This window comes from Hydrogenophaga sp. A37, assembly GCF_002001205.1.
Lineage (GTDB): Bacteria > Pseudomonadota > Gammaproteobacteria > Burkholderiales > Burkholderiaceae_C > Hydrogenophaga.
Map to the genome: position 1 here is coordinate 114335 of NZ_MUNZ01000101.1, position 21990 is coordinate 136324.

The window sequence follows — 21990 nt, forward strand, 5'->3', positions numbered from 1 at the left end:
GCTGAACAAGTATTAGGCTACGCAATGACCGCCTTTGGGTGATTGACTTAAATCAACCGCATGGACTCCGACCTGAATTACCCTCGCGACATGAATGAGGCTGTCATCGCGCCCCCTGTGGGAACAATGCTGGGGCGCTCCCTGCCTGAGCCTGTTGCGGTCGGCGGGGCGGGTGCCGTGGCCGATCTGTTCGGCGCCCATCGGGGCCCGCTGACGGTGACCGACGATTTCCTGGTGCTGGACGATCCTTTGGAGCAGCAGGAGTTCACCGAATTTTCAGAAAATGAAGGTCGGAGGGTCGCGGAATCGGTGCTCATGGTGCAGGGCATGTACTGCGCCGCCTGCGCCGACACGGTGGAATGCGCCTTGCAGAACCTGCCAGGCGTGCAGTTCGCCCAGGTGCATGCCGCCACCCGCCGCCTCACCCTGCGCTGGGACCCTTCGCAGACCCGCATCTCCAGCCTGGCGCAGGTTGTGGGGCAAACCGGATACCGGTTGCTGCCCTTGCAGCAGGCCCTTTCGATCAGTGAGCGGTTGAAGGAAACCCGGCAGGCACTGTGGCGCTTGTTTGTGGCGGGCTTCTGCGCGATGCAGGTGATGATGTATGCGTTTCCGGCCTACGTGACCGTGCCGGGCGAGATCCCCGCCGATATCCATCAACTGCTCCGCTGGGCGAGCTGGATTCTGAGCGTGCCGGTGGTCTTCTTCGCCAGCGGGCCATTCTTCCGGGGCGCCTGGCGCGATCTTCGGCTGGGCCGCGTGGGCATGGACACGCCGGTGTCCATCGGCATCCTTGTGGCTTTTCTGGCGAGTTCCGCGGCCACGTTCGATCCGACCGGTCCCTGGGGGGAAGAGGTCTGGTTTGACTCGCTCACGATGTTCGTGTTTTTCCTGCTGGGTGGCCGCTACCTGGAGCTCAAGGCGCGCGACCGCACCGCCGGGGCGCTGGACGCGCTGATGAACCGCCTGCCTGAGGTGTGTGATCGGCAGAAGAGCGCGGACGCCTTCGAGACCGTGTCGGTGCGACGGCTGGTCGTGGGCGACGTGGTCCGCGTGCAGGCCGGTCAGGCTTTCCCCGGCGATGGTGATTTGTTGAGCGCGTCGGCCACGGTCGATGAAGCCCTGCTCACGGGCGAATCCCGTCCCGTGACCCGCCACGCGGGTGACCCGGTGGTGGCCGGCAGCTTCAACCTGGCCGGACCGGTCTTGCTGAAAGTGAACCGGCTGGGCCGCGACACGCGGTTTGCGCAGATCGTGGCGCTCATGGAGAAGGCATCAACCGAAAGGCCCCGGCTGGCCGTGTTGGCCGACCGCATCGCTGCGCCGTTCCTCGCGCTGGTGCTGGCGGCGGCAGCCCTGGCGTTCTGGTACTGGTGGCAGATCGATCACACCAAGGCCTTGGCGGTCGCGGTGGCGGTGTTGATCGTGACCTGCCCGTGCGCCTTGTCGCTGGCCACGCCCGCGGCCATGCTGAGCGCCGCCGGCGCGCTGGCGCGGCGCGGCATCCTGGTGCGACGCCTGCAGGCGTTCGAGAACCTGGCGGGCATCAATGCCGTGGTGTTTGACAAGACCGGCACGCTGACCCACGACCGCCTCGAGCTGCGCGGCATGACCCTACTTGATGGCAGCGACCGCGATCAGGCCTTGGCACTGGCGGCGGCGCTGGCGGCGGGTTCATTGCACCCGGTGTCGCGCGCCATCGCCGAAGCGGCGCGCAATGCCGGGCTCCAGCTGCCTGCGACGGCCGATGTGATCGAAGTGGCCGGGCAGGGCATGCGTGGCAGGGTGGGCGGTGGCGATGCGCGGCTGGGGTCTGCTGTGTTTTGCGGTCTGGATGCCGGCCATGGGTCGCAGGCCACCACGGGCGGTTCGAGGGTTCACCTGACCGATGCCCATGGCTGGCTGGCGAGCTTCGATTTGCAAGAGGGCTTGAGGGACGACGCACAGGCCGCCGTGGCCGCGTTGCGCAGCATGGGCCTGGCCACTTGGCTGTTGTCCGGCGACCGCGAGAGCGCGGCATGGGAGGTGGCACGGGCGGTGGGCGTGGAGCATGTGATCGCTGGCGCTTCGCCCGAGCAGAAGCTGGCCGAGGTGGTGGCCTTGCAGGCGCGCGGCGTTCGCCTGGCGATGGTGGGAGACGGTCTGAACGATGGCCCGGTGCTGGCCCGGGCCGACACCTCGTTCGCGTTGGGACATGCCGCACCGCTGGCCCAGGCGCAGTCGGACTATGTCATTCAAGGAGGCAAGGTCATGGACGTGGTGTTGACGCTCAGGCAAGCGCGCTCCACGATGCGCATCGTGCGGCAGAACCTCGCCTGGGCCGCCATTTACAACCTGATCAGTGTGCCGATGGCGCTGGTCGGCTGGATGCCTCCCTGGCTGGCGGGCCTGGGCATGGCAGGAAGCTCGCTGCTGGTGATTGCCAATGCCCTTCGACTGACCCGCGACGCGGGGTCGGTGCCCGAAGCCCTTTCACGCGATGAGGTGGCTGCAACCACCTGATCGGATCAGGCCGCCGATTGTTTTTCTGAGGTATTTCCCATGGACGTTCTGTATTTGCTGATACCCGTGTCGGTGGTGCTGGTTTTCATCATCATCGGCATCTTCTGGTGGGCACTCAACGCAGGCCAGTTTGACAACATCGAGCGAGAGGGCGAGCGTGTTCTGAGAGGTGATTGACTTAAGTCAAGGCGCCCGCCGGGTTGCATGAAGACACTTGACCAGTGGCATTAATGAGGAGTTCTGTATGTCCGTGACATCAAAGACCAGCCAGCCGGCGGTCTACAACGACAGTGTGATTCGATGGTTTTCTGTCGCGTCCGTAATTTACGGCGTGGTGGGCATGTTGGTGGGCGTGATCATCGCGGCCCAACTGACGTGGCCCGAGCTCAATATGGGTATTGAGTTTCTGACCTACGGGCGCTTGCGTCCGCTGCACACCAACGCGGTGATCTTTGCGTTTGGTGGGTCGGTCCTTTTCGCCACCAGCTATTACGTGGTGCAAAGAACCTGTCACACGCCCTTGTTCTCGAACAAGCTGGCCTGGTTCACGTTCATTGGTTACAACTTGGTCCTGGTGCTGGCCGTGATCACCTTGCCGCTGGGCTTGACCAGTGGCAAGGAGTACGCCGAGCTGGAGTGGCCGATCGATCTGTTGCTGACCGTGGTGTGGGTGGCCTATGCCATCAACTTCTTCGGCACCGTCGGCATCCGCAAGGTCAAGCACATCTATGTCGCCAACTGGTTCTTCGGCGCCTACATCATCGCCGTGGCCCTGCTGCACATCGTCAACAGCGCTGCGATTCCGGTGAGCCTGACCAAGTCGTACTCGGCGTACGCGGGTGTTCAGGACGCCATGGTGCAGTGGTGGTACGGCCACAACGCCGTGGGCTTCTTCCTGACGGCCGCCTTCCTGGGCATGATGTATTACTTCATCCCCAAGCAGGCCGAGCGTCCGGTTTACTCCTACCGCCTGTCCATCGTCCATTTCTGGGCGCTGATCTTCACCTACATGTGGGCGGGTCCTCACCACCTGCACTACACCGCGCTGCCTGACTGGACCCAGTCCGTTGGCATGGTGTTCTCGCTGATCCTTCTGGCGCCCAGCTGGGGCGGCATGATCAACGGCATCATGACCCTCTCGGGTGCCTGGCACAAACTGCGTGACGACCCCATCCTGCGCTTCCTGATCGTGTCCCTGTCGTTCTACGGCATGTCCACGTTCGAAGGTCCGATGATGTCCATCAAGACCGTCAATGCCCTGTCTCACTACACCGACTGGACCGTGGGCCACGTGCACTCGGGTGCCCTGGGCTGGGTGGGTCTGGTGTCCATGGGTTCGCTGTACTACCTGATTCCTCGCCTGTTCGGCCAGAAGAAGATGTACTCGGTGCCCGCCATTGAGATGCACTTCTGGTTGGCCACCATCGGCATCGTGTTGTACATCGCCGCGATGTGGATTGCCGGTGTGATGCAGGGTCTGATGTGGCGTTCGGTCAACCCCGACGGCAGCCTGACCTACACCTTCGTCGAGTCCGTCAAGGCGACCTTCCCCTTCTACGTGATCCGCTTGTTGGGTGGCTTGCTGTACCTCAGTGGCATGTTGATCATGCTTTGGAACACCATCAAGACAGCGCTGCAAGGTCGCATCGTGAATGTGCCTGTGCTCGCGGTCAACCCAGCCCACGCCTGAGGAACCACAAAAATGTCAACCGAACACAAACTCGAAGGCCACGCCCGGATCGAGACCAACAACTTTCTCATGATCGTGTTGATCACGCTCGTGCTGACGGTGGGCGGCTTGGTGGAAATCGTTCCCTTGTTTTTCCAGAAGTCCACAACCCAGCCGATTGAAGGTCTGAAGCCCTATACACCGCTTCAAATTGCCGGGCGTGACGTCTACGTGAAAGAAGGTTGCTACAACTGCCACTCGCAGATGATCCGCCCCTTCCAGGCGGAAACCCTGCGCTACGGTCCTTACTCGGTGGCCGGTGAATACGTGTACGACCATCCCTTCCAGTGGGGTTCCAAGCGCACGGGTCCTGACCTTCATCGCGTCGGCGGCCGCTACAGCGACGAATGGCACCGCATCCACCTGAACAACCCGCGTGATCTGGTGCCCGAGTCCAACATGCCGGCCTACCCGTGGTTGTCGCAGAAAGCCGTGGACGAGAACGGTCTGCCCAAGCGCATGGAAGTGCTTCGCACTCTGGGCGCTCCTTACTCGGACGCAGAGATCGCCAAATCGGTCGAAGACGTCAAGGGCAAGACCGAGTTGGATGCGCTGGTGGCTTACCTGCAGGTTCTGGGGACCGCACGCGCTGCGGCCAAGCCAGCTGCGGCTCCTGCCGCGTCCGCTGCAGCAGCACCGGTGGCTGCCGTGGAAGCTGCTCCTGCGGCTCCCGTCGCTGTGGCTCCCGCCGCAGATGCCAAGACCGCAGCCCCTGCGACCGACGGCAAGACCCAATAAAGGAGGCGTCCATGGACATCAACGACATGCGCAGCATCGTCACCGTGGTCAGCTTCCTGGCCTTCGTGGGGATCGTGGTCTGGGCCTGGTCCAAACGGAATCAAGCCAGTTTTGACGAAGCGGCCCGGCTGCCTCTCCAAGACGACTGATTCGCAGAACCAACAAGAGAAACATCATGAGCGACTTTACAAGCGATTTCTGGCATCTTTGGGTGGGTGGGCTGACGTTGGTCAGCATCATTGCCTGCCTGATCCTGCTCTGGATCAGCGGCACCACCAAAGCCGCGACCCATGGCGACAACACCACCGGCCATGTGTGGGACGGTGACCTCAGAGAGATGAACAACCCATTGCCGAAATGGTGGGTGTACCTGTTCATCATCACGGTGATCTTCGCGTTGGCGTATGGCGCCCTGTACCCCATGTTTGGCAAGTTCCAAGGCGTGCTCGGGTGGTCTTCACAAGGGCAGCATCAAACCGAAGTCGACAAGGTTGAAGCGGCGATTGCGCCAATCTACGCCAAGTTCAACGGCATGAAGCCTGAGGATCTCGCGGGCGATGCCGCTGCGATGGCCATTGGCGAGCGCTTGTTCATGAACAACTGCGCCCAGTGCCATGGGTCTGACGCACGCGGCGCGAAGGGTTTCCCCAACCTGACCGACGGCGACTGGCTGCACGGCGGCGCTCCAGACGTCATCAAGACCACGCTCACCGACGGCCGCATCGGCGTGATGCCCCCCATGGCCGCGGCAGTCGGCACGCCCGAAGAAGTGCGCGACGTGGCTCATTACGTGCTCAGCCTCTCTGGCAGCCCGAACGATGCGGTGCGCGCTTCTCAAGGCAAGGCCAAGTTCGCTGCCTGTGCGGCCTGTCACGGACAAGACGGCAAAGGTACCCAGGCGCTGGGTGCGCCCAACCTGACCGATGGCATCTGGCTGCACGGCTGGGGCGAAGAGGCCATCGTGCGCGCCGTGAACAATGGCTTTACCAACCAGATGCCTGCTCAGGCCGGCAAGCTGAACGAGAGTCAGATCACGGTGCTGGCCTCGTACGTCTGGGGCATGTCCAACAAGCCAGCGAAGTGATTCGCGCTTGATCGAGAAGGGGGCGCCGAAAGGCGGCCCCTTCTGGCGTTTCTTACCTATATAGGCATCTCGTGAGCTCCGCTTCTACCGACGCCAACAAACCCATGGTCCCAGTGTCTGCTGCCAGCCCCCAAGGAGGTGTAGCAGAAGACGAGGAGATGGTGTCCCTTTATGCCTCGCGGCAGAAGATCTATCCCCGATCGGTTTCGGGGCTGTTCTCCAAGTGGCGCTGGCTCACCGTCTGGATCACCCAGATCGTGTTTTACGGTCTTCCGTGGCTGGAGTGGAACGCACGACAGGCGGTGCTCTTCGATCTCGAAGCGCGCCGTTTTTACATATTTGGACTGGTGCTCTACCCGCAGGACTTCATCTACCTGACGGGTTTGCTGGTCATCTCGGCGCTGGCCCTGTTCCTGTTCACGGCCGTGGCTGGCCGCCTGTGGTGCGGCTATGCGTGCCCCCAGACGGTGTACACCGAGGTGTTCCTCTGGATAGAAAAAAGGGTTGAGGGCGACCGGTCCGCACGCATGCGACTGGACCAGGCCGATCTGTCCGCGCAGAAGTTCGGCAAAAAATGGCTCAAACACGCGCTCTGGATTCTGTTTGCCCTCTGGACGGGTTTTACGTTCGTCGGGTACTTCACGCCCATTCGTGAGCTGGCAGCCGTTTCCCTGGCTGCATCCCTCGGGCCGTGGCAGACCTTCTGGATCTTCTTCTACGGCTTCGCGACCTATGGCAATGCGGGCTTCATGCGCGAGCAGGTGTGCAAGTACATGTGTCCCTACGCGCGCTTCCAGAGCGCGATGTTCGACAAGGACACGATGATCGTCACCTACGACGAAAAGCGGGGCGAACCGAGGGGTCCACGTTCCAGGAAAGCCGACCCCAAGGCGCTGGGCCTGGGCGCCTGTGTGGATTGCACGCTGTGCGTTCAGGTCTGCCCGACCGGCATCGACATTCGCAAGGGCCTTCAATACGAGTGCATCGGGTGCGGTGCCTGTATTGATGTGTGTGATGAGGTGATGGACAAGGTGGGCTATCCGCGTGGGCTGGTGAAGTACGCGACACAGAATGGCATGGCCAACGGCTGGACGACGGCAGAAATGGTCAAGCGGGGACTGCGCCCGCGCGTGCTCATTTACACCGGCATCCTGATGGCGATCACGACCGCCGTCATGGTGAGTCTGTACTTGCGCACCCCGCTCAAGGTGGACGTGATCCGGGACCGGGGCGCGCTGGCCCGCATGGTGGAGCAAGGGCGCATCGAGAACGTGTTCAGGCTGCAGGTGATGAACGCGACCGAGTCCAAACAGCGCTACGTGATCAGTGTCTCTGGTCTACCGGGCATCACCATCGCCTCTGAGACCGAGGTGGAGGTGTTGCCCACCGAGGTGAGGTCTGCCGTGATTCGGGTGCAGGTGCCCCCAGACGCTGCGTCCTCTGGTTCGCACCCCATTCAATTTGACATTCGGTCAACAGGGGAAGATGTGTCGCAGGTGGAAGAAAAAGCCGCGTTCCTCATTCCTCGATAAAGTGAACCCCTCCATTCGAAACCGACCATCAACATGAACACCAGCACCGCCCACCCTTCGCAGCCGTCTCAGCCCGTCCCCTGGTGGAAAGTGCCTCACATGTGGATGGTGGTGGGCGGCCCTCTTGTGGTGGTCGTGGCGGCCATCGTTACAGCAGTGATCGCGATCAAAGGCGCTGATCCCGTGCTCAACAAGGCCGATTTCGAACGTGATCTGAAGGCGGCGCATGCCCTGGAAGGACAGGCCAAAGCCAAGGTGCTGGAAACCTTGCAGCCTGCTCAGCAGGCGCGCAATCATGTGGCCTCACCTCTGGTGGCGGAGCCCCCGGTCAAATAACGGAATCAGGTCGGGGCGTTGTTTGCTCCGACACCCTTGACCTGACTGTCACACAACCCACGAGGAGACAAGAACATGTGGTCACAACGCTGGATGTGGATTGCCTGGCCAGCTTTTCTGTTGGCTGGCATTTTGGAAATGATCGTTTTCGCGATGGTGGATCCGGGTGACCTGCACTGGTTTGGCAACCCATTGGGCCTTTCCCGTCAAGCCATTTACACCCTGGCGTTCTTTGTGTTCTGGGGCGTCACCATGGCGTCCAGTGCGCTGACTACGCTGTTGGCGATGTCCCCCTTCGAGGTCAACCGATGCCCCGTTCCTGAGGCAGAGCGACCCAAGGACTGCGCACAAAACGGCGCCTGTCGCTGACATCGAAAAGCTCAAAAGAAAACCCCGCCGGACAACTCCGGCGGGGTTTTCTTTTGAACGGCGGAATCAGCGGCAGGTTTGCGGGTTCACGATCAACTTGAGCGCTTCGGTGTCTTTGATGTGCACGTAGCGCTGTTTGACTTCAATGATGCCTTCCTCGACGAACTTGGAGAAAGTGCGGCTCACGGTTTCCAGCTTCATGCCGAGGTAGCTGCCAATCTCTTCGCGCGTCATGCGCAGGACCAACTCGGATTGAGAGAATCCACGGGCATGCAGACGCTGCACCAGATTGAGCAGGAACGCAGCCAGGCGTTCTTCTGCGCGCATGCTGCCCAGCAACAGCATCACGCTGTGATCGCGAACGATTTCGCGGCTCATGATCTTGTGCACATGGTGCTGCAGGGTCGTGAACTCCCGGGAGAGCTCCTCAACCTGATCAAACGGCATGATGCAGACTTCGGCATCTTCCAGCGCGACGGCGTCACAGGAGTGGCGGTCACTCACGATGCCGTCAAGGCCGATGATTTCGCCCGTCATCTGGAAGCCGGTGACCTGGTCCCGGCCATCGGCGGTGGTCACGCAGGTTTTGAAGAAACCCGATCGGACGGCGTAGAGGGAGGTGAATTTGTCCCCGGTGTTGAACAAGGCGGAGCCCCGTTTGACACGCCGGCGGGCCGAAATGACGTTGTCAAGCTTGTCCATCTCGTCGGGGTTCAAGCCCATGGGTAGGCACAACTCCCGCAAATTGCAGCTGGAACAGGCGACTTTGATGCTTTGAATGTCCATAAATATCCCGCAATTGGGGCGAAGCTTAACGCATGGGTGGCGCCGGTGTCGATGTAAACCATTCGTGTCGCTGGTTGTCAGTCAGCAGAAACCCTAGGCTGTCATGCCCCCTTGATCTTGATCAAGGGCTCGGGACAGCGCTTGGGGCACATTCCCCATCTGCATTGGAGAATTGCCTGTGAGTCACGCCATTTCCGACGAATTGCTCAAGCGGTTCGATATCCCTGGACCGCGCTATACCTCGTACCCGACGGCTGATCGGTTTGTTGAGGCATTCACCGAGTCCGACTACGTGCAGGCCCTGGAGCAGCGTCGAGCGGGTTCGATGGCTTTGCCGCTGTCGCTTTATGTGCATGTGCCGTTTTGCGAGTCGGTGTGTTACTACTGCGCCTGCAACAAGGTGATCACCAAGCACCACGAGAAGGCGGCTGAGTACCTGCGTTACCTGTCCCGTGAAGTGGAGCTGCAGGTGGCCCATTTTGGCAAGGGGCACAGCGTGTCGCAACTGCACCTGGGTGGCGGCACGCCCACATTCCTGTCGGATGGCGAGCTCGAAGACCTGATGGCGATGATTCGCCGCAACTTCACGCTGGTGCCCGGCGGAGAGTATTCGATTGAAGTGGACCCCCGCACAGTGACAGGCCAGCGCTTGCAGACCTTGGCGCGCCTGGGTTTCAATCGTTTGAGCTTTGGCGTGCAGGACTTCGATCCCGCGGTGCAGAAGGCCGTGCACCGTGTCCAGCCAGCCGAACAGGTGTTTGAACTGGTGGAGACCGCCCGCAAAATCGGCTTCGAGTCGGTGAATGTGGACCTGATCTACGGCCTGCCGCTGCAAACCCCTGAGTCGTTTGCTCGCACGCTGGCGCAGGTCAACCAACTGCGCCCGGACCGCATTGCACTGTACGCCTATGCCCATCTTCCTTCGCGCTTCAAACCGCAGCGCCGAATCGTCGCGGCGGAATTGCCCAGCCCCGGGGACAAGCTGTCCATGCTCTCAGCTTCGCTGGATGCGTTGAGCGAAGCAGGCTATGTGTATGTCGGAATGGACCACTTTGCGCTTCCGACCGATGCGCTGGCGGTGGCCAAGCGGCAGGGGCGCCTGCACCGCAACTTCCAGGGCTACAGCACGCAGCCCGACTGCGACCTCATTGCTTTGGGTGTGTCGGCCATCGGACGCATTGGCGCCACCTACAGCCAGAACGCCAAGACACTCGAAGAGTATTACGACGCCCTGGACCAGGGTCGTTTGCCGATCATTCGTGGCCTCGCTCTCACGCGTGACGACCTGTTGCGCAGGTCCGTCATCATGTCCTTGATGTGTCAGGGGCAGTTGCAGTATGAGTCGATCAACCTGGGTCATCTCATCGACTGCAGGACGTACTTTGTGCGAGAACTTGAGTTGTTGGCCAGCTTCGCCGAGCAAGGGCTGGTGAGCATTGATGAATCGGGTGTGCAGGTGACGGCCACGGGCTGGTACCTGGTGCGCGCCATTGCGATGGTGTTTGATAAAAACCTGCAAGTGGATCAGGACCGGGCTCGGTTCTCCAAGATCATCTGAGGTGAAATGGTCGTCTGGTGCAGACGTTCATGCAGGCAAGAACTGCCAGGCGCAGGGCATGGGTGAGGCTTGTGGGGGCATCCGATGTCTCGTTCCACCTGCCTGCTAGAGTTCTCTAATGCAGACTTCCATGGCGATCACTGCCCTGTTCATGGGGCTGGCCGGTGGCCCGCACTGTGTGGCCATGTGCGGGGCTGCGTGCGCGGGTATCAGCCGCGCCGCTGGCGAGCACAGCACGCAGGCGCTTTGGTCGTTTCAGGTCAGTCGCATGCTGGGCTACGCGCTCTTTGGTGCGTTCGCCGCTGGGTCGGTGCAAGGGCTGGCTTGGTTGGGCACCAACACCGCCGTCATTCGTCCGGTCTGGACGATGTTCCATGTGGCGGCGCTGTTCCTGGGTGCCGTGCTGATCTGGCAAGCAAGGCAACCCGCTTGGCTGGAAGGTCTGGGGCAAAGCGTCTGGCGCAAAGCGCGCCCCGTGCTCGGCCAACTGGGCAACAAGGCCCCGGTGGTGCTGGGTGTGGCTTGGGCCTTGATGCCTTGCGGCTTGCTGTACTCGGCGTTGCTGGTTGCCTCGCTCTCGGCCAACGCGATGGAAGGCGCGCTCATCATGGCGCTGTTTTCGGCGGGCACTTCAATCTCCTTGACCGCCGGGCCCTGGCTCTTGCTGCGTTTGCGCGGCGGCCGTTCTGGCGCCTGGGGCATTCGCCTGGCGGGAATGGCGCTGGCGGCCACTTCGGGCTGGGCGCTCTGGATGGGCATCACCAACCCCACCGGGCTGTGGTGTGCCTGATCAGGGTTTTCGGCTGGGAAGGGTGGCAAGCACCAGGCCCAGAAGGGCGATGCCAAACGCCAAAAGCTGTATGGGCGCGAGCTGTTCGCCCATGAACAACACGCCGATGGTTGCGGCGCTGACGGGCAGCATGATGGAGAACACCCCGGCCCTCGATGCGGGGACGCTCTTCAGCCCGGTCATCCACAGCCACACCGTCCAGACGCTGGCGGCCAGAGCGTAAAACACCAGCAATCCCCCACGGCGCCGAAATCGAAGCGCCACGCGGCCCAGATGCCCAGCGGCGTGACGAGCACAAAGCCCCACAGATTGATGATGGCCGAGATGCGTTTCGGGCCGAGGCCTTCTGTGAGTCGTTTGCCGATCACCACATAGGCCGCTTCGCACACGACGGCGGCAAACACCAACAGGTTGCCCCACACCTGCAGATCCAGACCCAGCGGTCCCGGTGACCCTGCGGCATGGATGTGGGCGTCTTTTTGCAATGAGAACAGCCCAATACCGATGGCTGCACAGGCGATGCCACCCCAGGTGCGTTTACCGATGCGCTCATTGAGGAACACCCGGCTCAACACCGCGACCACAGCAGGTATGGACGACATCACCACACCTGCCGCCACCGCAGTCGTCAGACTGACGCCGAACAACATGCAAATGGAAAAGAGGAAGTTACCCAGGAAGGATTCGAGAAAGAGCAGGCGCCGGGTGTGCGGGCTCCAGGTGGGTTCGTTGGACGGCTTGCGCAGCCAGCTGACCATGGCCAAGCCACCAATCCCAAAACGAAGCCAGGCCAGTAAAAACACAGGTAGGACCGCGACCAGCGGTTTTGACAGTGCAATGTAGCTGCCGACCAGTGACATGCTCATGGCCAAACTTACATAGGCCAGCCACCGCGAGCCAAGCAGGGGCGCGTTGTTCGAATCAATTATGGGTGGGCATCATGCCTGACGAGATTGAACTGAATCCTGGCACCGTGTAGGTGAGTCTTCGGGTGGTTTCGAACGCTGGAAGGTCGTGTCACAAGGACTGGCCAATCTCGCTGAATGCATTCTTTCGTTATGAGAGAGCAAGTTTTCATAATATAAAAATGCATAATGTTGCATCGCAAGATATTTTCTCAATATAAGAATTTAAATTTCATGTGGAGAAATTAATTGAAAATAACATTGATATTAAACAGTTTATTTTTTGTCTTGTATAAGACATAAGAGATTTTAAAAGTCTTCTATAAGACTTAAAGTAGACACATCAGCATCCCGTTCGCATGCGGGCGCTGCCGACCCCTTCCTTCAACCTCATGGAGAGTTCAAATGCCCCAGTCCCTCACCGAACAACTCAGCCGCCAACAACAGATCGACGCCCTGGAAAAAGACTGGGCCACCAACCCACGCTGGAAAGGTGTGAAGCGCGGCTACTCCGCCGCCGACGTCGTGCGCCTGCGTGGCAGCATGCAGATCGAGCACACGCTGGCCAAGCGCGGTGCCGAAAAGCTGTGGGACAAGGTCAACGGCGGCGCCAAAAAGGGTTATGTCAACGCTTTCGGCGCCATCACTGCTGGCCAAGCCATGCAGCAGGCCAAGGCCGGTCTGGAGGCGGTGTATCTGTCGGGCTGGCAAGTCGCCGCCGACGGCAACACCAGCGAGACCATGTACCCCGACCAGTCGCTGTACGCATATGACTCGGTGCCCACCATGGTGCGCCGCATCAACAACACGTTCAAGCGCGCTGACGAGATCCAGTGGGGCCGTGGCATCGAGCCAGGTTCCAAGGACTTTGTGGACTACTTCCTGCCCATCGTGGCCGATGCTGAAGCCGGTTTCGGTGGCGTTCTGAACGCCTTCGAGCTGATGAAAAACATGATCGCCTCCGGTGCGGCGGGCGTTCACTTCGAAGACCAACTGGCCGCTGTGAAGAAATGTGGGCACATGGGTGGCAAGGTGCTCGTGCCTACCCAGGAAGCCTGCGAGAAGTTGATCGCGGCTCGCTTTGCCGCTGACGTGATGGGCGTTTCAACCATTGTGCTGGCCCGCACCGATGCCGAAGCCGCCAATCTGATCACCAGCGATCACGATGCCAACGACAAACCTTTCCTGACCGGCGAGCGCACGCAGGAAGGCTTCTACCGCGTCAAGAACGGTTTGGAACAAGCCATCAGCCGCGGTGTTGCCTACGCGCCCTACGCCGACCTGGTGTGGTGCGAGACCGGTGTGCCCGACATCGGCTTCGCCCGTGAATTCGCGCAAGCCGTGCAAGCAGCCTGCCCGGGCAAGCTGCTGTCCTACAACTGCTCGCCTTCCTTCAACTGGAAGAAAAACCTGGACGACAAGCAGATCGCTTCCTTCCAGGAAGACCTGGCCGCGCTGGGCTACCGCTACCAGTTCATCACGCTGGCTGGCATCCACATCAACTGGTTCAATACCTTCCAGTTTGCCCACGCTTACGCCCGTGGCGAAGGCATGAAGCACTACACGGAAATGGTCCAAGAGCAGGAATTTGCCGCTCGCGATAAGGGCTACACCTTCGTGTCGCACCAGCAGGAGGTGGGCGCCGGTTACTTCGACGACGTGACCACCGTGATCCAGGGCGGTTCTTCCAGCGTGAAGGCGCTGACCGGCTCAACCGAAGAAGAGCAGTTCCACTGAGACAGTGAGGCTTTGCTGCATGGGTTGCGCTGATCGTCTGGCGCGCCTCGATGCAGCAGCTCGCGATAAAGCCCCTGAGCGCTTCGACGCTTCAGGGGCTTTCCAGTTTTGTGGACTCCGGATAGCGCGTTGGGTGCCACGCACTTGTCGCCAATTTCATACAGGCACCGATGTTGGCCGGCGATAGACTAGATGCCGTTGGCGTATTTGCCGATCCGGGCTGGCGTGCCTGCCCATCACAAACAGGAGAGATTCACGTGTTGATCAATTGGAAATGGGTGTCTGCGCTGTCCGTCGCTTCGGCTTTGGCGGCTTGTGGTGGCGGTGGTGACACGACTGCGAGGGGCGCCATTGCCGTCAACATGTCGAACGGCTATGGGGCTATCGTGGTCAACTACACATCCCAGCCCGAAGCCAACAGCGATGTCGTCGACAAATGTGCGGACGACAGTGGTGCCGGCTGTGCGGTGATCCTGGAGTTTTCCGGCAATGGAACCTGTGGTTCGGCGGCTTGGGCTGCTGGTAACGGCGTTTGGGGTGTGGGCAGCGCTGGCTCGAAAGAGGTCGCAGATTCCCGCGCCCTGTCTCAGTGTATTGCCAAGGGTGGTGTCTCGTGTGAAATCCCGGGATGGCTGGAAACGCAGTGCAATTGAGCCTGCGTCGCAAGAAGTTGCCTGACAGAAATTGTGGGAAAATCCGAGTGATTTTAATCTTTTGAAGAGCAGGAAAGGCAGTTTGGTTATGACACCGCGAACTACGGAGATGTTCTCTCTGGCCTTGTGAGGTCTGCAGTTCGCGCCTGCCCGATTCCTTCTCATTCACATCCAGCGCGGCCTTTGCCGCGCTTTTTTTGTTTCTGGACTTCCCATGCTTCACATCACGCTCCCCGACGGTTCACAACGCGAATTTCCCGGCCCGGTCACGGTGGCCGAGGTGGCCGCCTCCATCGGCACTGGGCTGGCCAAGGCCGCTCTGGCCGGCAAGATCAATGGAAGGGTGGTGGACACCAGTTTCCAGATCGTCACCGACAGCCCGCTCGCCATCGTCACCGCCAAGGATGCCGATGGACTGGAGGTCATTCGCCACTCCACCGCCCACTTGCTTGCATATGCAGTGAAAGAACTGTTCCCGGACGCACAGGTGACCATTGGCCCTGTGATCGAGCACGGTTTCTTCTATGACTTCTCATACAAACGGCCATTCACACCGGACGACCTGGTGGCCATCGAGAAGAAGATGATCGAGCTGTCCAACAAGGACGAACCAGTCGTACGTCGCGTGCTGCCGCGCGACGAGGCCGTGGCCTACTTCAAAGGTCTGGGGGAACACTACAAAGCGGAAATTATCGCCAGCATCCCGAGCAACGAGGATGTGTCGCTGTACCGCGAAGGCCAGTTCGAAGATCTGTGCCGCGGCCCGCACGTGCCCAGCACGGGCAAGCTCAAGCATTTCAAGCTCATGAAGGTGGCGGGCGCCTACTGGCGCGGCGATCACCGCAACGAGATGCTGCAGCGCATTTACGGTACGGCCTGGGCAACCAAGGACGAATTGCAGCAGTACCTGACAATGCTGGAAGAGGCGGAGAAGCGCGACCACCGCAAGCTGGGGCGTGAACTCGATCTGTTTCACATCGACGAGCATTCTCCTGGCACCGTGTTCTGGCACCCCAAGGGCTGGACGGTGTGGCAGGAGGTGGAGCAGTACATGCGCCGCGTGTACCGCGACAACGACTACCAGGAAGTCAAAGGCCCACAGATCCTGGACAAAGGCTTGTGGGAAAAAACGGGCCACTGGGACAAGTATCGCGACAACATGTTCACCACCGAGAGTGAAAAACGCGACTACGCCTTGAAGCCGATGAATTGCCCGGGCCACATCCTGATCTTCAAGCAGGGCATCAAGAGCTACCGCGACCTGCCGCTGCGCTACGGCGAATTTGGCCAATGCCACCGCAACGAGCCCACCGGCGGTCTGCACGGCATCATGCGGGTGCGCGCTTTCACGCAGGACGATGGCCACATTTTCTGCACCGAGGACATGATCCTGTCCGAGTGCGTGGCCTACACAGCCCTACTGCAAAAAGTCTACAAAGATTTTGGCTTCAGCAACATCATTTACAAGGTGGCGACGCGACCCGAAGCCCGTATCGGCAGCGACGAAAGCTGGAACAAAGCCGAGCACGCTTTGATCGAGAGCCTGCGTGCTTCAGGTTGTGACTTTGAGCTTTCGCCCGGCGAGGGCGCTTTCTACGGCCCGAAGATCGAATACACGCTCAAGGATGCGATCGGTCGCCAGTGGCAGTGCGGCACCATGCAGGTGGACTTCTTCATGACCGAGCGCCTCGATGCTGAGTACGTGGGGGAAGACGGTGCCCGCCATCGCCCTGTGATGTTGCACAGAGCCATCGTCGGCAGCTTGGAGCGTTTCATCGGTATTCTGATTGAGCAACACGCCGGCGCCTTGCCCGTGTGGCTCGCACCCGTACAGGTTGCGGTGCTCAATATCACCGACTCGCAGGCCGAGTACTGTCGCGAAATCGTCAAATCTCTGCAAAATCAAGGGCTTAGGGTCATGGCGGACCTGCGCAACGAGAAAATCACGTATAAAATACGGGAGCACGCGTTGCAAAAGCTGCCTTACATCCTTGTCGTGGGCGACAAAGAGAAAGAAGCTGGTGCGGTGGCTGTGCGGGCGCGAGGTAACAAAGACCTCGGTGTTATGCCGCTGGAAGACTTTTCCAGACTGATTGCGGCAGACGTTTCATCCAAGGTTTGAATTCAAACATTCGGTTGGTGATCCCCGTGCGGCTGTTGCACACATCGCAGATGCGAAGTGGCGGCCAAGGGGTCGCCCGCCTGTCATTTCTGCCCACACAAAGGAACTCACCATAGCTACCAACTTTCGCGACCGCCGCCAACGCGAAGAGCGCGCACACCGACTGAACCGTGAAATCATGGCCCCCGAGGTTCGTCTGAATGGACCTGAAAATGAGCCGCTTGGCATCGTCAGTCTGATGGACGCGTTGCGCATGGCCGGTGAGTTGGATGTGGATCTGGTTGAAATTGCCGCCACCGCTGTGCCACCCGTGTGTCGCCTGATGGACTACGGCAAGTTCAAATACCAGGAGCAGAAAAAGGCAGCGGAAGCCAAGGCCAAGCAGACGGTCATCGAGATCAAGGAAATCAAGTTCCGCCCGGGCACCGATGACGGTGACTACAACATCAAGATGCGCAATATCCGGCGCTTTCTGGATGACGGCGACAAATGCAAGATCACGCTGCGCTTTCGTGGCCGCGAGATCACGCACCAGGAACTGGGTTTGGCCTTGCTCAATCGCATCCGCGATGAGTTGGCCGATTCGATCGTGATAGAGCAGTTTCCCAAGCTAGAAGGGCGCCAGATGATCATGATGATCGCGCCCGGACGCAAAAAAGCTGGTGGCGGCGCACCCAAGGCAGAGCCTGCGGTGCAAAGCACTGAGCAGTCGGCGTCTTGAGCGCAGTCTGAATCAACAAGATTGAACGGGCAGGGTAGTCTCCTGCCGGTTCGAGGTCGGTGGTGAAGTCCGCTGTGCCGAATTGAAAGGCTGAAAAGCCTTTCACCAAAAGTGGCTCGGGGCCAACAAGTCCGCGGAAGGTTCGCGGCGCCTCACGAGCACAAATGAAAAGGAGCATTCACATGCCCAAAATGAAGACCAAGAGCAGCGCGAAGAAGCGATTCCGCGTGCGTCCCGGTGGCACCGTCAAACGCGGCCAAGCCTTCAAACGTCACATCCTGACCAAGAAGACCACCAAGAACAAGCGCCATCTGCGTGGTGCGGTGACTGTGCATGAGACCAATATGGGTCACATGGCACAGATGCTGCCCGGCATGGGCATTTGATCAACGACGAACAAGGAGTCACACATGCCTCGCGTCAAACGTGGTGTAACGGCACGCGCCCGTCACAAAAAAGTTCTCGCCCTTGCCAAAGGTTTCCGCGGTCGCCGCGGCAATGTCTTCCGCATCGCCAAACAGGCGGTGATGAAGGCCGGTCAGTATGCTTACCGTGACCGCCGCACCAAGAAGCGCGTTTTCCGTCAGCTGTGGATCGCGCGTATCAACGCCGGTGCACGTGCTTGCGGCCTGACGTACAGCCAGTTCGCCAACGGCCTGAAGAAGGCCCAGATCGAAATCGACCGCAAGGTCCTGGCCGATCTGGCCGTGAACGACGTTGCTGCTTTCAACAGCATCGTGGAGCAAGTCAAAGCCAAGCTGGCCGCTTGATTCACGGCGGAGAACGTCATTGCCCGCAAGGGTGATGGCGGTTTCCCGTCGCTCAAAGGGGTTGAGGCTTGAGGGGTTCCCTCGCTGCTCTCAGCCCCTTTTTTCATTTCTCTGCACAAAACACACATGAACGAGTTGGACGCACTGGTTGACAGCGCCCGCGCTGGCTTCGCGCAAGCTGCTACCCCGGCCGATCTTGAAAACGCCAAAGCCCAGTACTTAGGCAAATCGGGTCGCATCACCGAGCTGATGAAGGGCATGGCGGCGCTCCCGGTCGAGGAGAAAAAGACCCGTGGAGCCGCGATCAATGTGGCCAAGCAGGCCATCGAAGCCACCCTCAATGCGAGGCGTCAGGCTCTGGCCGATGCGGAGCTCGAAACCCAACTCAAAGCCGAGGCGCTCGACGTGAGTCTGCCAGGCCGTCAGCGCGGCCAGGGTGGTTTGCATCCTGTGAGCCTGACATTGGAACGCATCGAAGCGATCTTCAGCTCGCAAGGCTTTGAAGTTGCCGAAGGCCCCGAGATCGAGTCTGACTGGTTCAACTTCACCGCGCTGAACACCCCCGAAGACCACCCTGCGCGTTCCATGCACGACACCTTCTATGTGGAAGGTGGCAGCGCCAAAGCACCGAACCTGCTGCGCACACACACCAGCCCAATGCAGATCCGCCATGCGGTGCAGCACGTCAAGCGCCACCGCGCTGCGCTCGACGCCGGTCTGCCGATGCCCGAGATACGCGTGATCGCGCCGGGGCGCACGTACCGCGTGGACAGCGACGCCACCCATTCGCCCATGTTTCACCAGTGCGAAGGCCTGTGGATTGGCGAGAACGTGAGCTTCAAGGACCTCAAGGTCGTGTTCACCGATTTCTGCCGCACCTTCTTCGAATCCGATGATCTGGTGCTGCGTTTCCGTCCCAGCTTTTTCCCTTTTACGGAGCCGAGCGCCGAGATCGACATCCAGTTCCAAAGCGGCCCGCTGGCCGGCCGCTGGCTGGAGGTGGCGGGTTCCGGTGAGGTGCACCCGAACGTGGTGCGCAACATGGGCCTGGACCCCGAGCGCTACATCGGATTTGCCTTCGGCATGGGGCCTGACCGCTTGACCATGCTGCGTTACGGCTTGAACGACCTGCGCCTGTTCTTCGATGGCGACATTCGTTTTCTTTCGCAGTTTCGCTGATCCATTCGGTACGACACGATGCAATTCCCTGAGTCCTGGCTGCGTGCCTTTTGCAATCCATCCCTGACCAGCCAGCAACTGGCCGACACCCTGACCATGGCTGGTCTGGAGGTCGAAGAACTGCGCCCGTTTGCTCCTGCCTTCTCCGGCGTGGTGGTGGGCCAGATCCTGAGCGCCGAGCAACATCCCAACGCCGATCGCCTGCGCGTGTGCCAAGTGGATGTGGGGCAGGGCGTTCCGTTGAACATCGTTTGTGGCGCGCCCAACGCGCGTGTCGGCATCAAGATCCCTTGTGCCACCGTGGGTGCTTTTCTACCGCCGGGTGAGGATGGCAAGCCCTTTGCCATCAAGCTCGGCAAGCTGCGTGGCGTCGAGAGCCAAGGCATGCTGTGCTCGGCCAAGGAGCTGCATATTTCCGAAGAGGGCAATGGCCTGCTGGAGCTCGGTGATGATGCCGTCATTGGCCGCAACATCCGCGAGCAGCTGAGCTTGGATGACATGCTGTTCACGCTCAAACTCACGCCCAATCTGGCGCACTGCCTGAGCGTGTACGGCATTGCGCGCGAGGTGTCGGCGCTTACCGGAGCACCGTTGCTGCAACCTGAGTTCCCCGTGGTCGCGGTGCAGATACAAGACCGCCTGCCGGTAAGCATTCAGGCGTCAGATTTGTGTGGCCGCTTCAGCGGTCGCATCGTGCTCGGTGTGAACACGCGTGCAGCCACACCTGCCTGGATGGTCGAGCGCCTGGCGCGCTGCGGTCAGCGCAGCATTTCCCCGCTGGTGGATATTTCCAACTACGTGATGTACGAGTTGGGTCGACCCTCGCACATCTTCGATCTCGACAAAATCCACGGCGGTTTGCAAGTGCGCTGGGGCCGCGAGGGCGAACAGCTCAAGCTGCTCAACGGAAATACCATCTTGGTGGACGACGAGGTTGGTGTGATCGCCGACGCCCAGCAGGTCGAGTCGTTGGCGGGCATCATGGGCGGCGACGCCACCGCCGTGTCCGAAAACACGCAAAACATCTTCATCGAGGCCGCCTTCTGGTGGCCCAAAGCGATTGCTGGCCGCTCGCGTCGCTACAACTTCAGTACCGACGCAGGTCACCGCTTTGAGCGCGGCGTGGACCCGTCCACGACTGTTGAGCACGTCGAGCGCATCACGCAACTGGTCCAGGAGATCTGCGGTGGCCAGGCCGGTCCGCTGGATGACCAGACACTGGTGCTGCCCGAAGGCAAGCCGGTCACGCTCCGCGTGGCACGCGCTGCCAAGGTGATTGGCATGCCGGTCACACAAGAACAATGCGTGGGCGCGCTGCGTCGCCTGGGTTTGCAAGTCACGGAAAGTGAGGGCGCGGTGACGGTTGCACCGCCGGCCTTCCGTTTTGACCTGCAGATCGAGGAAGATCTGATCGAAGAGGTGGTGCGGATCATCGGCTACGAACAGTTGCCGACCCATCCACCGCTCGCACCAATTACCGCCAAGTTGCGCGCTGAATCCAAGCGCGGTCCGTTCGCAGTGCGCCGCCTGTTGGCTCAGCTGGGCTACCAGGAAACCATTAACTTCAGCTTCGTGGAGGAACGCTGGGAGCGTGAGCTGGCCGGCAATGCCGACCCAATCAAGTTGCTGAACCCGATCGCCAGCCAGATGAGCGTGATGCGGTCGTCGCTGTTGGGCAGCCTGATCGCGGTGCTGAAGTTCAACCTGGATCGCAAGGCGCAACGCGTGCGCCTGTTCGAGGTGGGCCGCGTGTTCCGCAAGGACGCTTCCGTGAAGGACAGTGACGCCAGCGTGGCTGGCTTCGATCAGCCCATGCATGTGGCTGGCTTGGCATACGGAAATGTCGACAGCCTTCAGTGGGGTAGCTCCGAGCGTAGCGCCGATTTTTTCGACGTGAAAGGGGATGTGCAAGCATTGCTGGCGCCGCTGCAACCCTTGTTCCAACCCGCAGAGCACCCAGCCATGCACCCCGGTCGCTGCGCTAGCGTGTGGCTGGATGCTCGCTGCATCGGCCATGTGGGCGAGCTGCACCCAAAGTGGCGCCAGGCCTACGATCTGCCGCAAGCGCCGGTGATGTTTGAACTGGCGCTCGACGCGGTGCTCGCGCGAGATGTGCCGATGTTCCAGGCCGTGAGCCGCCATCAGCCGGTGGAGCGCGACCTGGCCATCGTGGTCAAGGAGTCGGTGACGCACGCCACCGTGGTGGACGCGATCCGCTCGGGCGGCGGCAGCTTGCTGCGCAACGCGGTGCTGTTCGACGTATACCGCCCCAAGCGGTTGGCCGATGGCGCCGTATCTGGTGGTCTTGCTGCGGACGAGAAGAGTCTGGCGGTTCGACTGACGCTCAACCGTGACGACGCTACACTGACTGAAGAAGAAATCGATACGGTGGTCAAAAACGCACTCGTTGCGTTGTCCAAAGGGGTTGGTGCTCGGCTGCGTTGAATCCGTATCGAAACTTAAAACAACTGAGGAGAAT

General features: G+C 60.5%; 19 protein-coding genes and 2 pseudogenes. 19 read left to right on the forward strand and 2 right to left on the reverse strand.

Annotated elements, in window-relative coordinates; genetic code table 11:
- The first annotated feature begins 90 nt into the window (after positions 1–90).
- The 9 genes and pseudogenes from B0E41_RS11570 to B0E41_RS11610 all read left to right on the forward strand — a co-directional run bounded on the left by B0E41_RS11570 (position 91) and on the right by B0E41_RS11610 (position 8290).
- Complete coding sequence (locus B0E41_RS11570) at positions 91–2502, forward strand: cation-translocating P-type ATPase (RefSeq protein WP_253194794.1); 2412 nt, start codon at positions 91–93, stop codon at positions 2500–2502.
- Positions 2503–2541: 39 nt separating this feature from the next.
- Positions 2542–2679, forward strand: a complete 138-nt coding sequence (gene ccoS, locus B0E41_RS11575) for a cbb3-type cytochrome oxidase assembly protein CcoS (RefSeq protein ID WP_077331297.1) — start codon at positions 2542–2544, stop codon at positions 2677–2679.
- Positions 2680–2746: 67 nt separating this feature from the next.
- Positions 2747–4192, forward strand: coding sequence for a cytochrome-c oxidase, cbb3-type subunit I (gene ccoN, locus B0E41_RS11580; protein WP_077331298.1), 1446 nt, complete (start codon positions 2747–2749; stop codon positions 4190–4192).
- A gap of 12 nt (positions 4193–4204) precedes the next feature.
- Positions 4205–4819: pseudogene (gene ccoO, locus B0E41_RS11585) on the forward strand (cytochrome-c oxidase, cbb3-type subunit II); the annotation flags it as partial.
- 161 nt (positions 4820–4980) lie between these two features.
- Positions 4981–5118, forward strand: a complete 138-nt coding sequence (locus tag B0E41_RS11590; RefSeq protein ID WP_077331300.1) for a cbb3-type cytochrome c oxidase subunit 3 — start codon at positions 4981–4983, stop codon at positions 5116–5118.
- A gap of 26 nt (positions 5119–5144) precedes the next feature.
- The gene (gene ccoP, locus B0E41_RS11595; RefSeq protein WP_077331301.1) at positions 5145–6053 is read left to right on the forward strand and encodes a cytochrome-c oxidase, cbb3-type subunit III; all 909 of its coding nucleotides are present in this window, start codon (positions 5145–5147) and stop codon (positions 6051–6053) included.
- Positions 6054–6157: 104 nt separating this feature from the next.
- Positions 6158–7585, forward strand: a complete 1428-nt coding sequence (gene ccoG / locus B0E41_RS11600; protein ID WP_077331302.1) for a cytochrome c oxidase accessory protein CcoG — start codon at positions 6158–6160, stop codon at positions 7583–7585.
- A gap of 33 nt (positions 7586–7618) precedes the next feature.
- Positions 7619–7921, forward strand: a complete 303-nt coding sequence (locus B0E41_RS11605; RefSeq protein ID WP_143433791.1) for a nitrogen fixation protein FixH — start codon at positions 7619–7621, stop codon at positions 7919–7921.
- Positions 7922–7996: 75 nt separating this feature from the next.
- Positions 7997–8290 (forward strand): hypothetical protein, encoded by a 294-nt coding sequence (locus B0E41_RS11610; RefSeq protein WP_077331304.1) that lies wholly within the window; start codon positions 7997–7999, stop codon positions 8288–8290.
- 66 nt (positions 8291–8356) lie between these two features.
- Here the strand turns inward: B0E41_RS11610 and fnr are convergent, their stop codons facing one another.
- Positions 8357–9076: a fumarate/nitrate reduction transcriptional regulator Fnr gene (gene fnr / locus B0E41_RS11615; protein WP_077331305.1), complete on the reverse strand. Its 720-nt coding sequence runs from the start codon at positions 9074–9076 to the stop codon at positions 8357–8359.
- A 178-nt stretch (positions 9077–9254) separates the two neighbouring features.
- On the opposite strand from fnr, the gene hemN reads away from it, so the two are divergent.
- Together hemN and B0E41_RS11625 are read left to right on the forward strand one after the other, a co-directional pair.
- Positions 9255–10634, forward strand: coding sequence for an oxygen-independent coproporphyrinogen III oxidase (gene hemN / locus B0E41_RS11620; RefSeq protein WP_077331306.1), 1380 nt, complete (start codon positions 9255–9257; stop codon positions 10632–10634).
- A gap of 130 nt (positions 10635–10764) precedes the next feature.
- Positions 10765–11424, forward strand: a complete 660-nt coding sequence (locus tag B0E41_RS11625; RefSeq protein WP_363351079.1) for a sulfite exporter TauE/SafE family protein — start codon at positions 10765–10767, stop codon at positions 11422–11424.
- Here B0E41_RS11625 and B0E41_RS11630 read toward each other — a convergent pair.
- Positions 11425–12290, reverse strand: a pseudogene (locus B0E41_RS11630) (DMT family transporter).
- Positions 12291–12734: 444 nt separating this feature from the next.
- On the opposite strand from B0E41_RS11630, the gene aceA reads away from it, so the two are divergent.
- The 8 genes from aceA (at position 12735) to pheT (ending at position 21956) form a co-directional block, all read left to right on the forward strand.
- Complete coding sequence (aceA, locus tag B0E41_RS11635; protein WP_077331308.1) at positions 12735–14066, forward strand: isocitrate lyase; 1332 nt, start codon at positions 12735–12737, stop codon at positions 14064–14066.
- 257 nt (positions 14067–14323) lie between these two features.
- Positions 14324–14719 (forward strand): DUF4189 domain-containing protein, encoded by a 396-nt coding sequence (locus tag B0E41_RS11640; protein WP_171984736.1) that lies wholly within the window; start codon positions 14324–14326, stop codon positions 14717–14719.
- Between the two features lie 214 nt (positions 14720–14933).
- On the forward strand, positions 14934–16841 hold the full coding sequence (gene thrS / locus B0E41_RS11645) for a threonine--tRNA ligase (protein ID WP_077331310.1): 1908 nt from the start codon (positions 14934–14936) through the stop codon (positions 16839–16841).
- 112 nt (positions 16842–16953) lie between these two features.
- Entirely contained in the window at positions 16954–17562 is a 609-nt protein-coding gene (gene infC / locus B0E41_RS11650) for a translation initiation factor IF-3 (protein ID WP_077331378.1), read from the forward strand.
- 182 nt (positions 17563–17744) lie between these two features.
- Positions 17745–17948: a 50S ribosomal protein L35 gene (rpmI, locus tag B0E41_RS11655; protein WP_066151481.1), complete on the forward strand. Its 204-nt coding sequence runs from the start codon at positions 17745–17747 to the stop codon at positions 17946–17948.
- A gap of 24 nt (positions 17949–17972) precedes the next feature.
- Positions 17973–18332 carry a 50S ribosomal protein L20 gene (gene rplT / locus B0E41_RS11660; RefSeq protein ID WP_066151478.1) on the forward strand — a complete coding sequence of 120 codons (360 nt, stop codon included), beginning with the start codon at positions 17973–17975 and terminating at the stop codon, positions 18330–18332.
- 126 nt (positions 18333–18458) lie between these two features.
- Positions 18459–19511, forward strand: coding sequence for a phenylalanine--tRNA ligase subunit alpha (gene pheS / locus B0E41_RS11665; RefSeq protein WP_077331311.1), 1053 nt, complete (start codon positions 18459–18461; stop codon positions 19509–19511).
- 18 nt (positions 19512–19529) lie between these two features.
- Positions 19530–21956 carry a phenylalanine--tRNA ligase subunit beta gene (gene pheT / locus B0E41_RS11670; RefSeq protein WP_077331312.1) on the forward strand — a complete coding sequence of 809 codons (2427 nt, stop codon included), beginning with the start codon at positions 19530–19532 and terminating at the stop codon, positions 21954–21956.
- The last annotated feature ends 34 nt before the right edge of the window (positions 21957–21990 follow it).

What these genes read in the sequence shown, in the direction of transcription:
- B0E41_RS11570 (WP_253194794.1), top strand. Translation starts at nt 91, where the DNA reads ATGAATGAGGCTGTCATCGCGCCCCCTGTGGGAACAATGCTGGGGCGC.
- ccoS (WP_077331297.1), top strand. Translation starts at nt 2,542, where the DNA reads ATGGACGTTCTGTATTTGCTGATACCCGTGTCGGTGGTGCTGGTTTTC.
- ccoN (WP_077331298.1), top strand. Translation starts at nt 2,747, where the DNA reads ATGTCCGTGACATCAAAGACCAGCCAGCCGGCGGTCTACAACGACAGT.
- B0E41_RS11590 (WP_077331300.1), top strand. Translation starts at nt 4,981, where the DNA reads ATGGACATCAACGACATGCGCAGCATCGTCACCGTGGTCAGCTTCCTG.
- ccoP (WP_077331301.1), top strand. Translation starts at nt 5,145, where the DNA reads ATGAGCGACTTTACAAGCGATTTCTGGCATCTTTGGGTGGGTGGGCTG.
- ccoG (WP_077331302.1), top strand. Translation starts at nt 6,158, where the DNA reads ATGGTCCCAGTGTCTGCTGCCAGCCCCCAAGGAGGTGTAGCAGAAGAC.
- B0E41_RS11605 (WP_143433791.1), top strand. Translation starts at nt 7,619, where the DNA reads ATGAACACCAGCACCGCCCACCCTTCGCAGCCGTCTCAGCCCGTCCCC.
- B0E41_RS11610 (WP_077331304.1), top strand. Translation starts at nt 7,997, where the DNA reads ATGTGGTCACAACGCTGGATGTGGATTGCCTGGCCAGCTTTTCTGTTG.
- fnr (WP_077331305.1), bottom strand. Translation starts at nt 9,076, where the DNA reads ATGGACATTCAAAGCATCAAAGTCGCCTGTTCCAGCTGCAATTTGCGG.
- B0E41_RS11625 (WP_363351079.1), top strand. Translation starts at nt 10,765, where the DNA reads ATGGCGATCACTGCCCTGTTCATGGGGCTGGCCGGTGGCCCGCACTGT.
- aceA (WP_077331308.1), top strand. Translation starts at nt 12,735, where the DNA reads ATGCCCCAGTCCCTCACCGAACAACTCAGCCGCCAACAACAGATCGAC.
- thrS (WP_077331310.1), top strand. Translation starts at nt 14,934, where the DNA reads ATGCTTCACATCACGCTCCCCGACGGTTCACAACGCGAATTTCCCGGC.
- rpmI (WP_066151481.1), top strand. Translation starts at nt 17,745, where the DNA reads ATGCCCAAAATGAAGACCAAGAGCAGCGCGAAGAAGCGATTCCGCGTG.
- rplT (WP_066151478.1), top strand. Translation starts at nt 17,973, where the DNA reads ATGCCTCGCGTCAAACGTGGTGTAACGGCACGCGCCCGTCACAAAAAA.
- pheS (WP_077331311.1), top strand. Translation starts at nt 18,459, where the DNA reads ATGAACGAGTTGGACGCACTGGTTGACAGCGCCCGCGCTGGCTTCGCG.
- pheT (WP_077331312.1), top strand. Translation starts at nt 19,530, where the DNA reads ATGCAATTCCCTGAGTCCTGGCTGCGTGCCTTTTGCAATCCATCCCTG.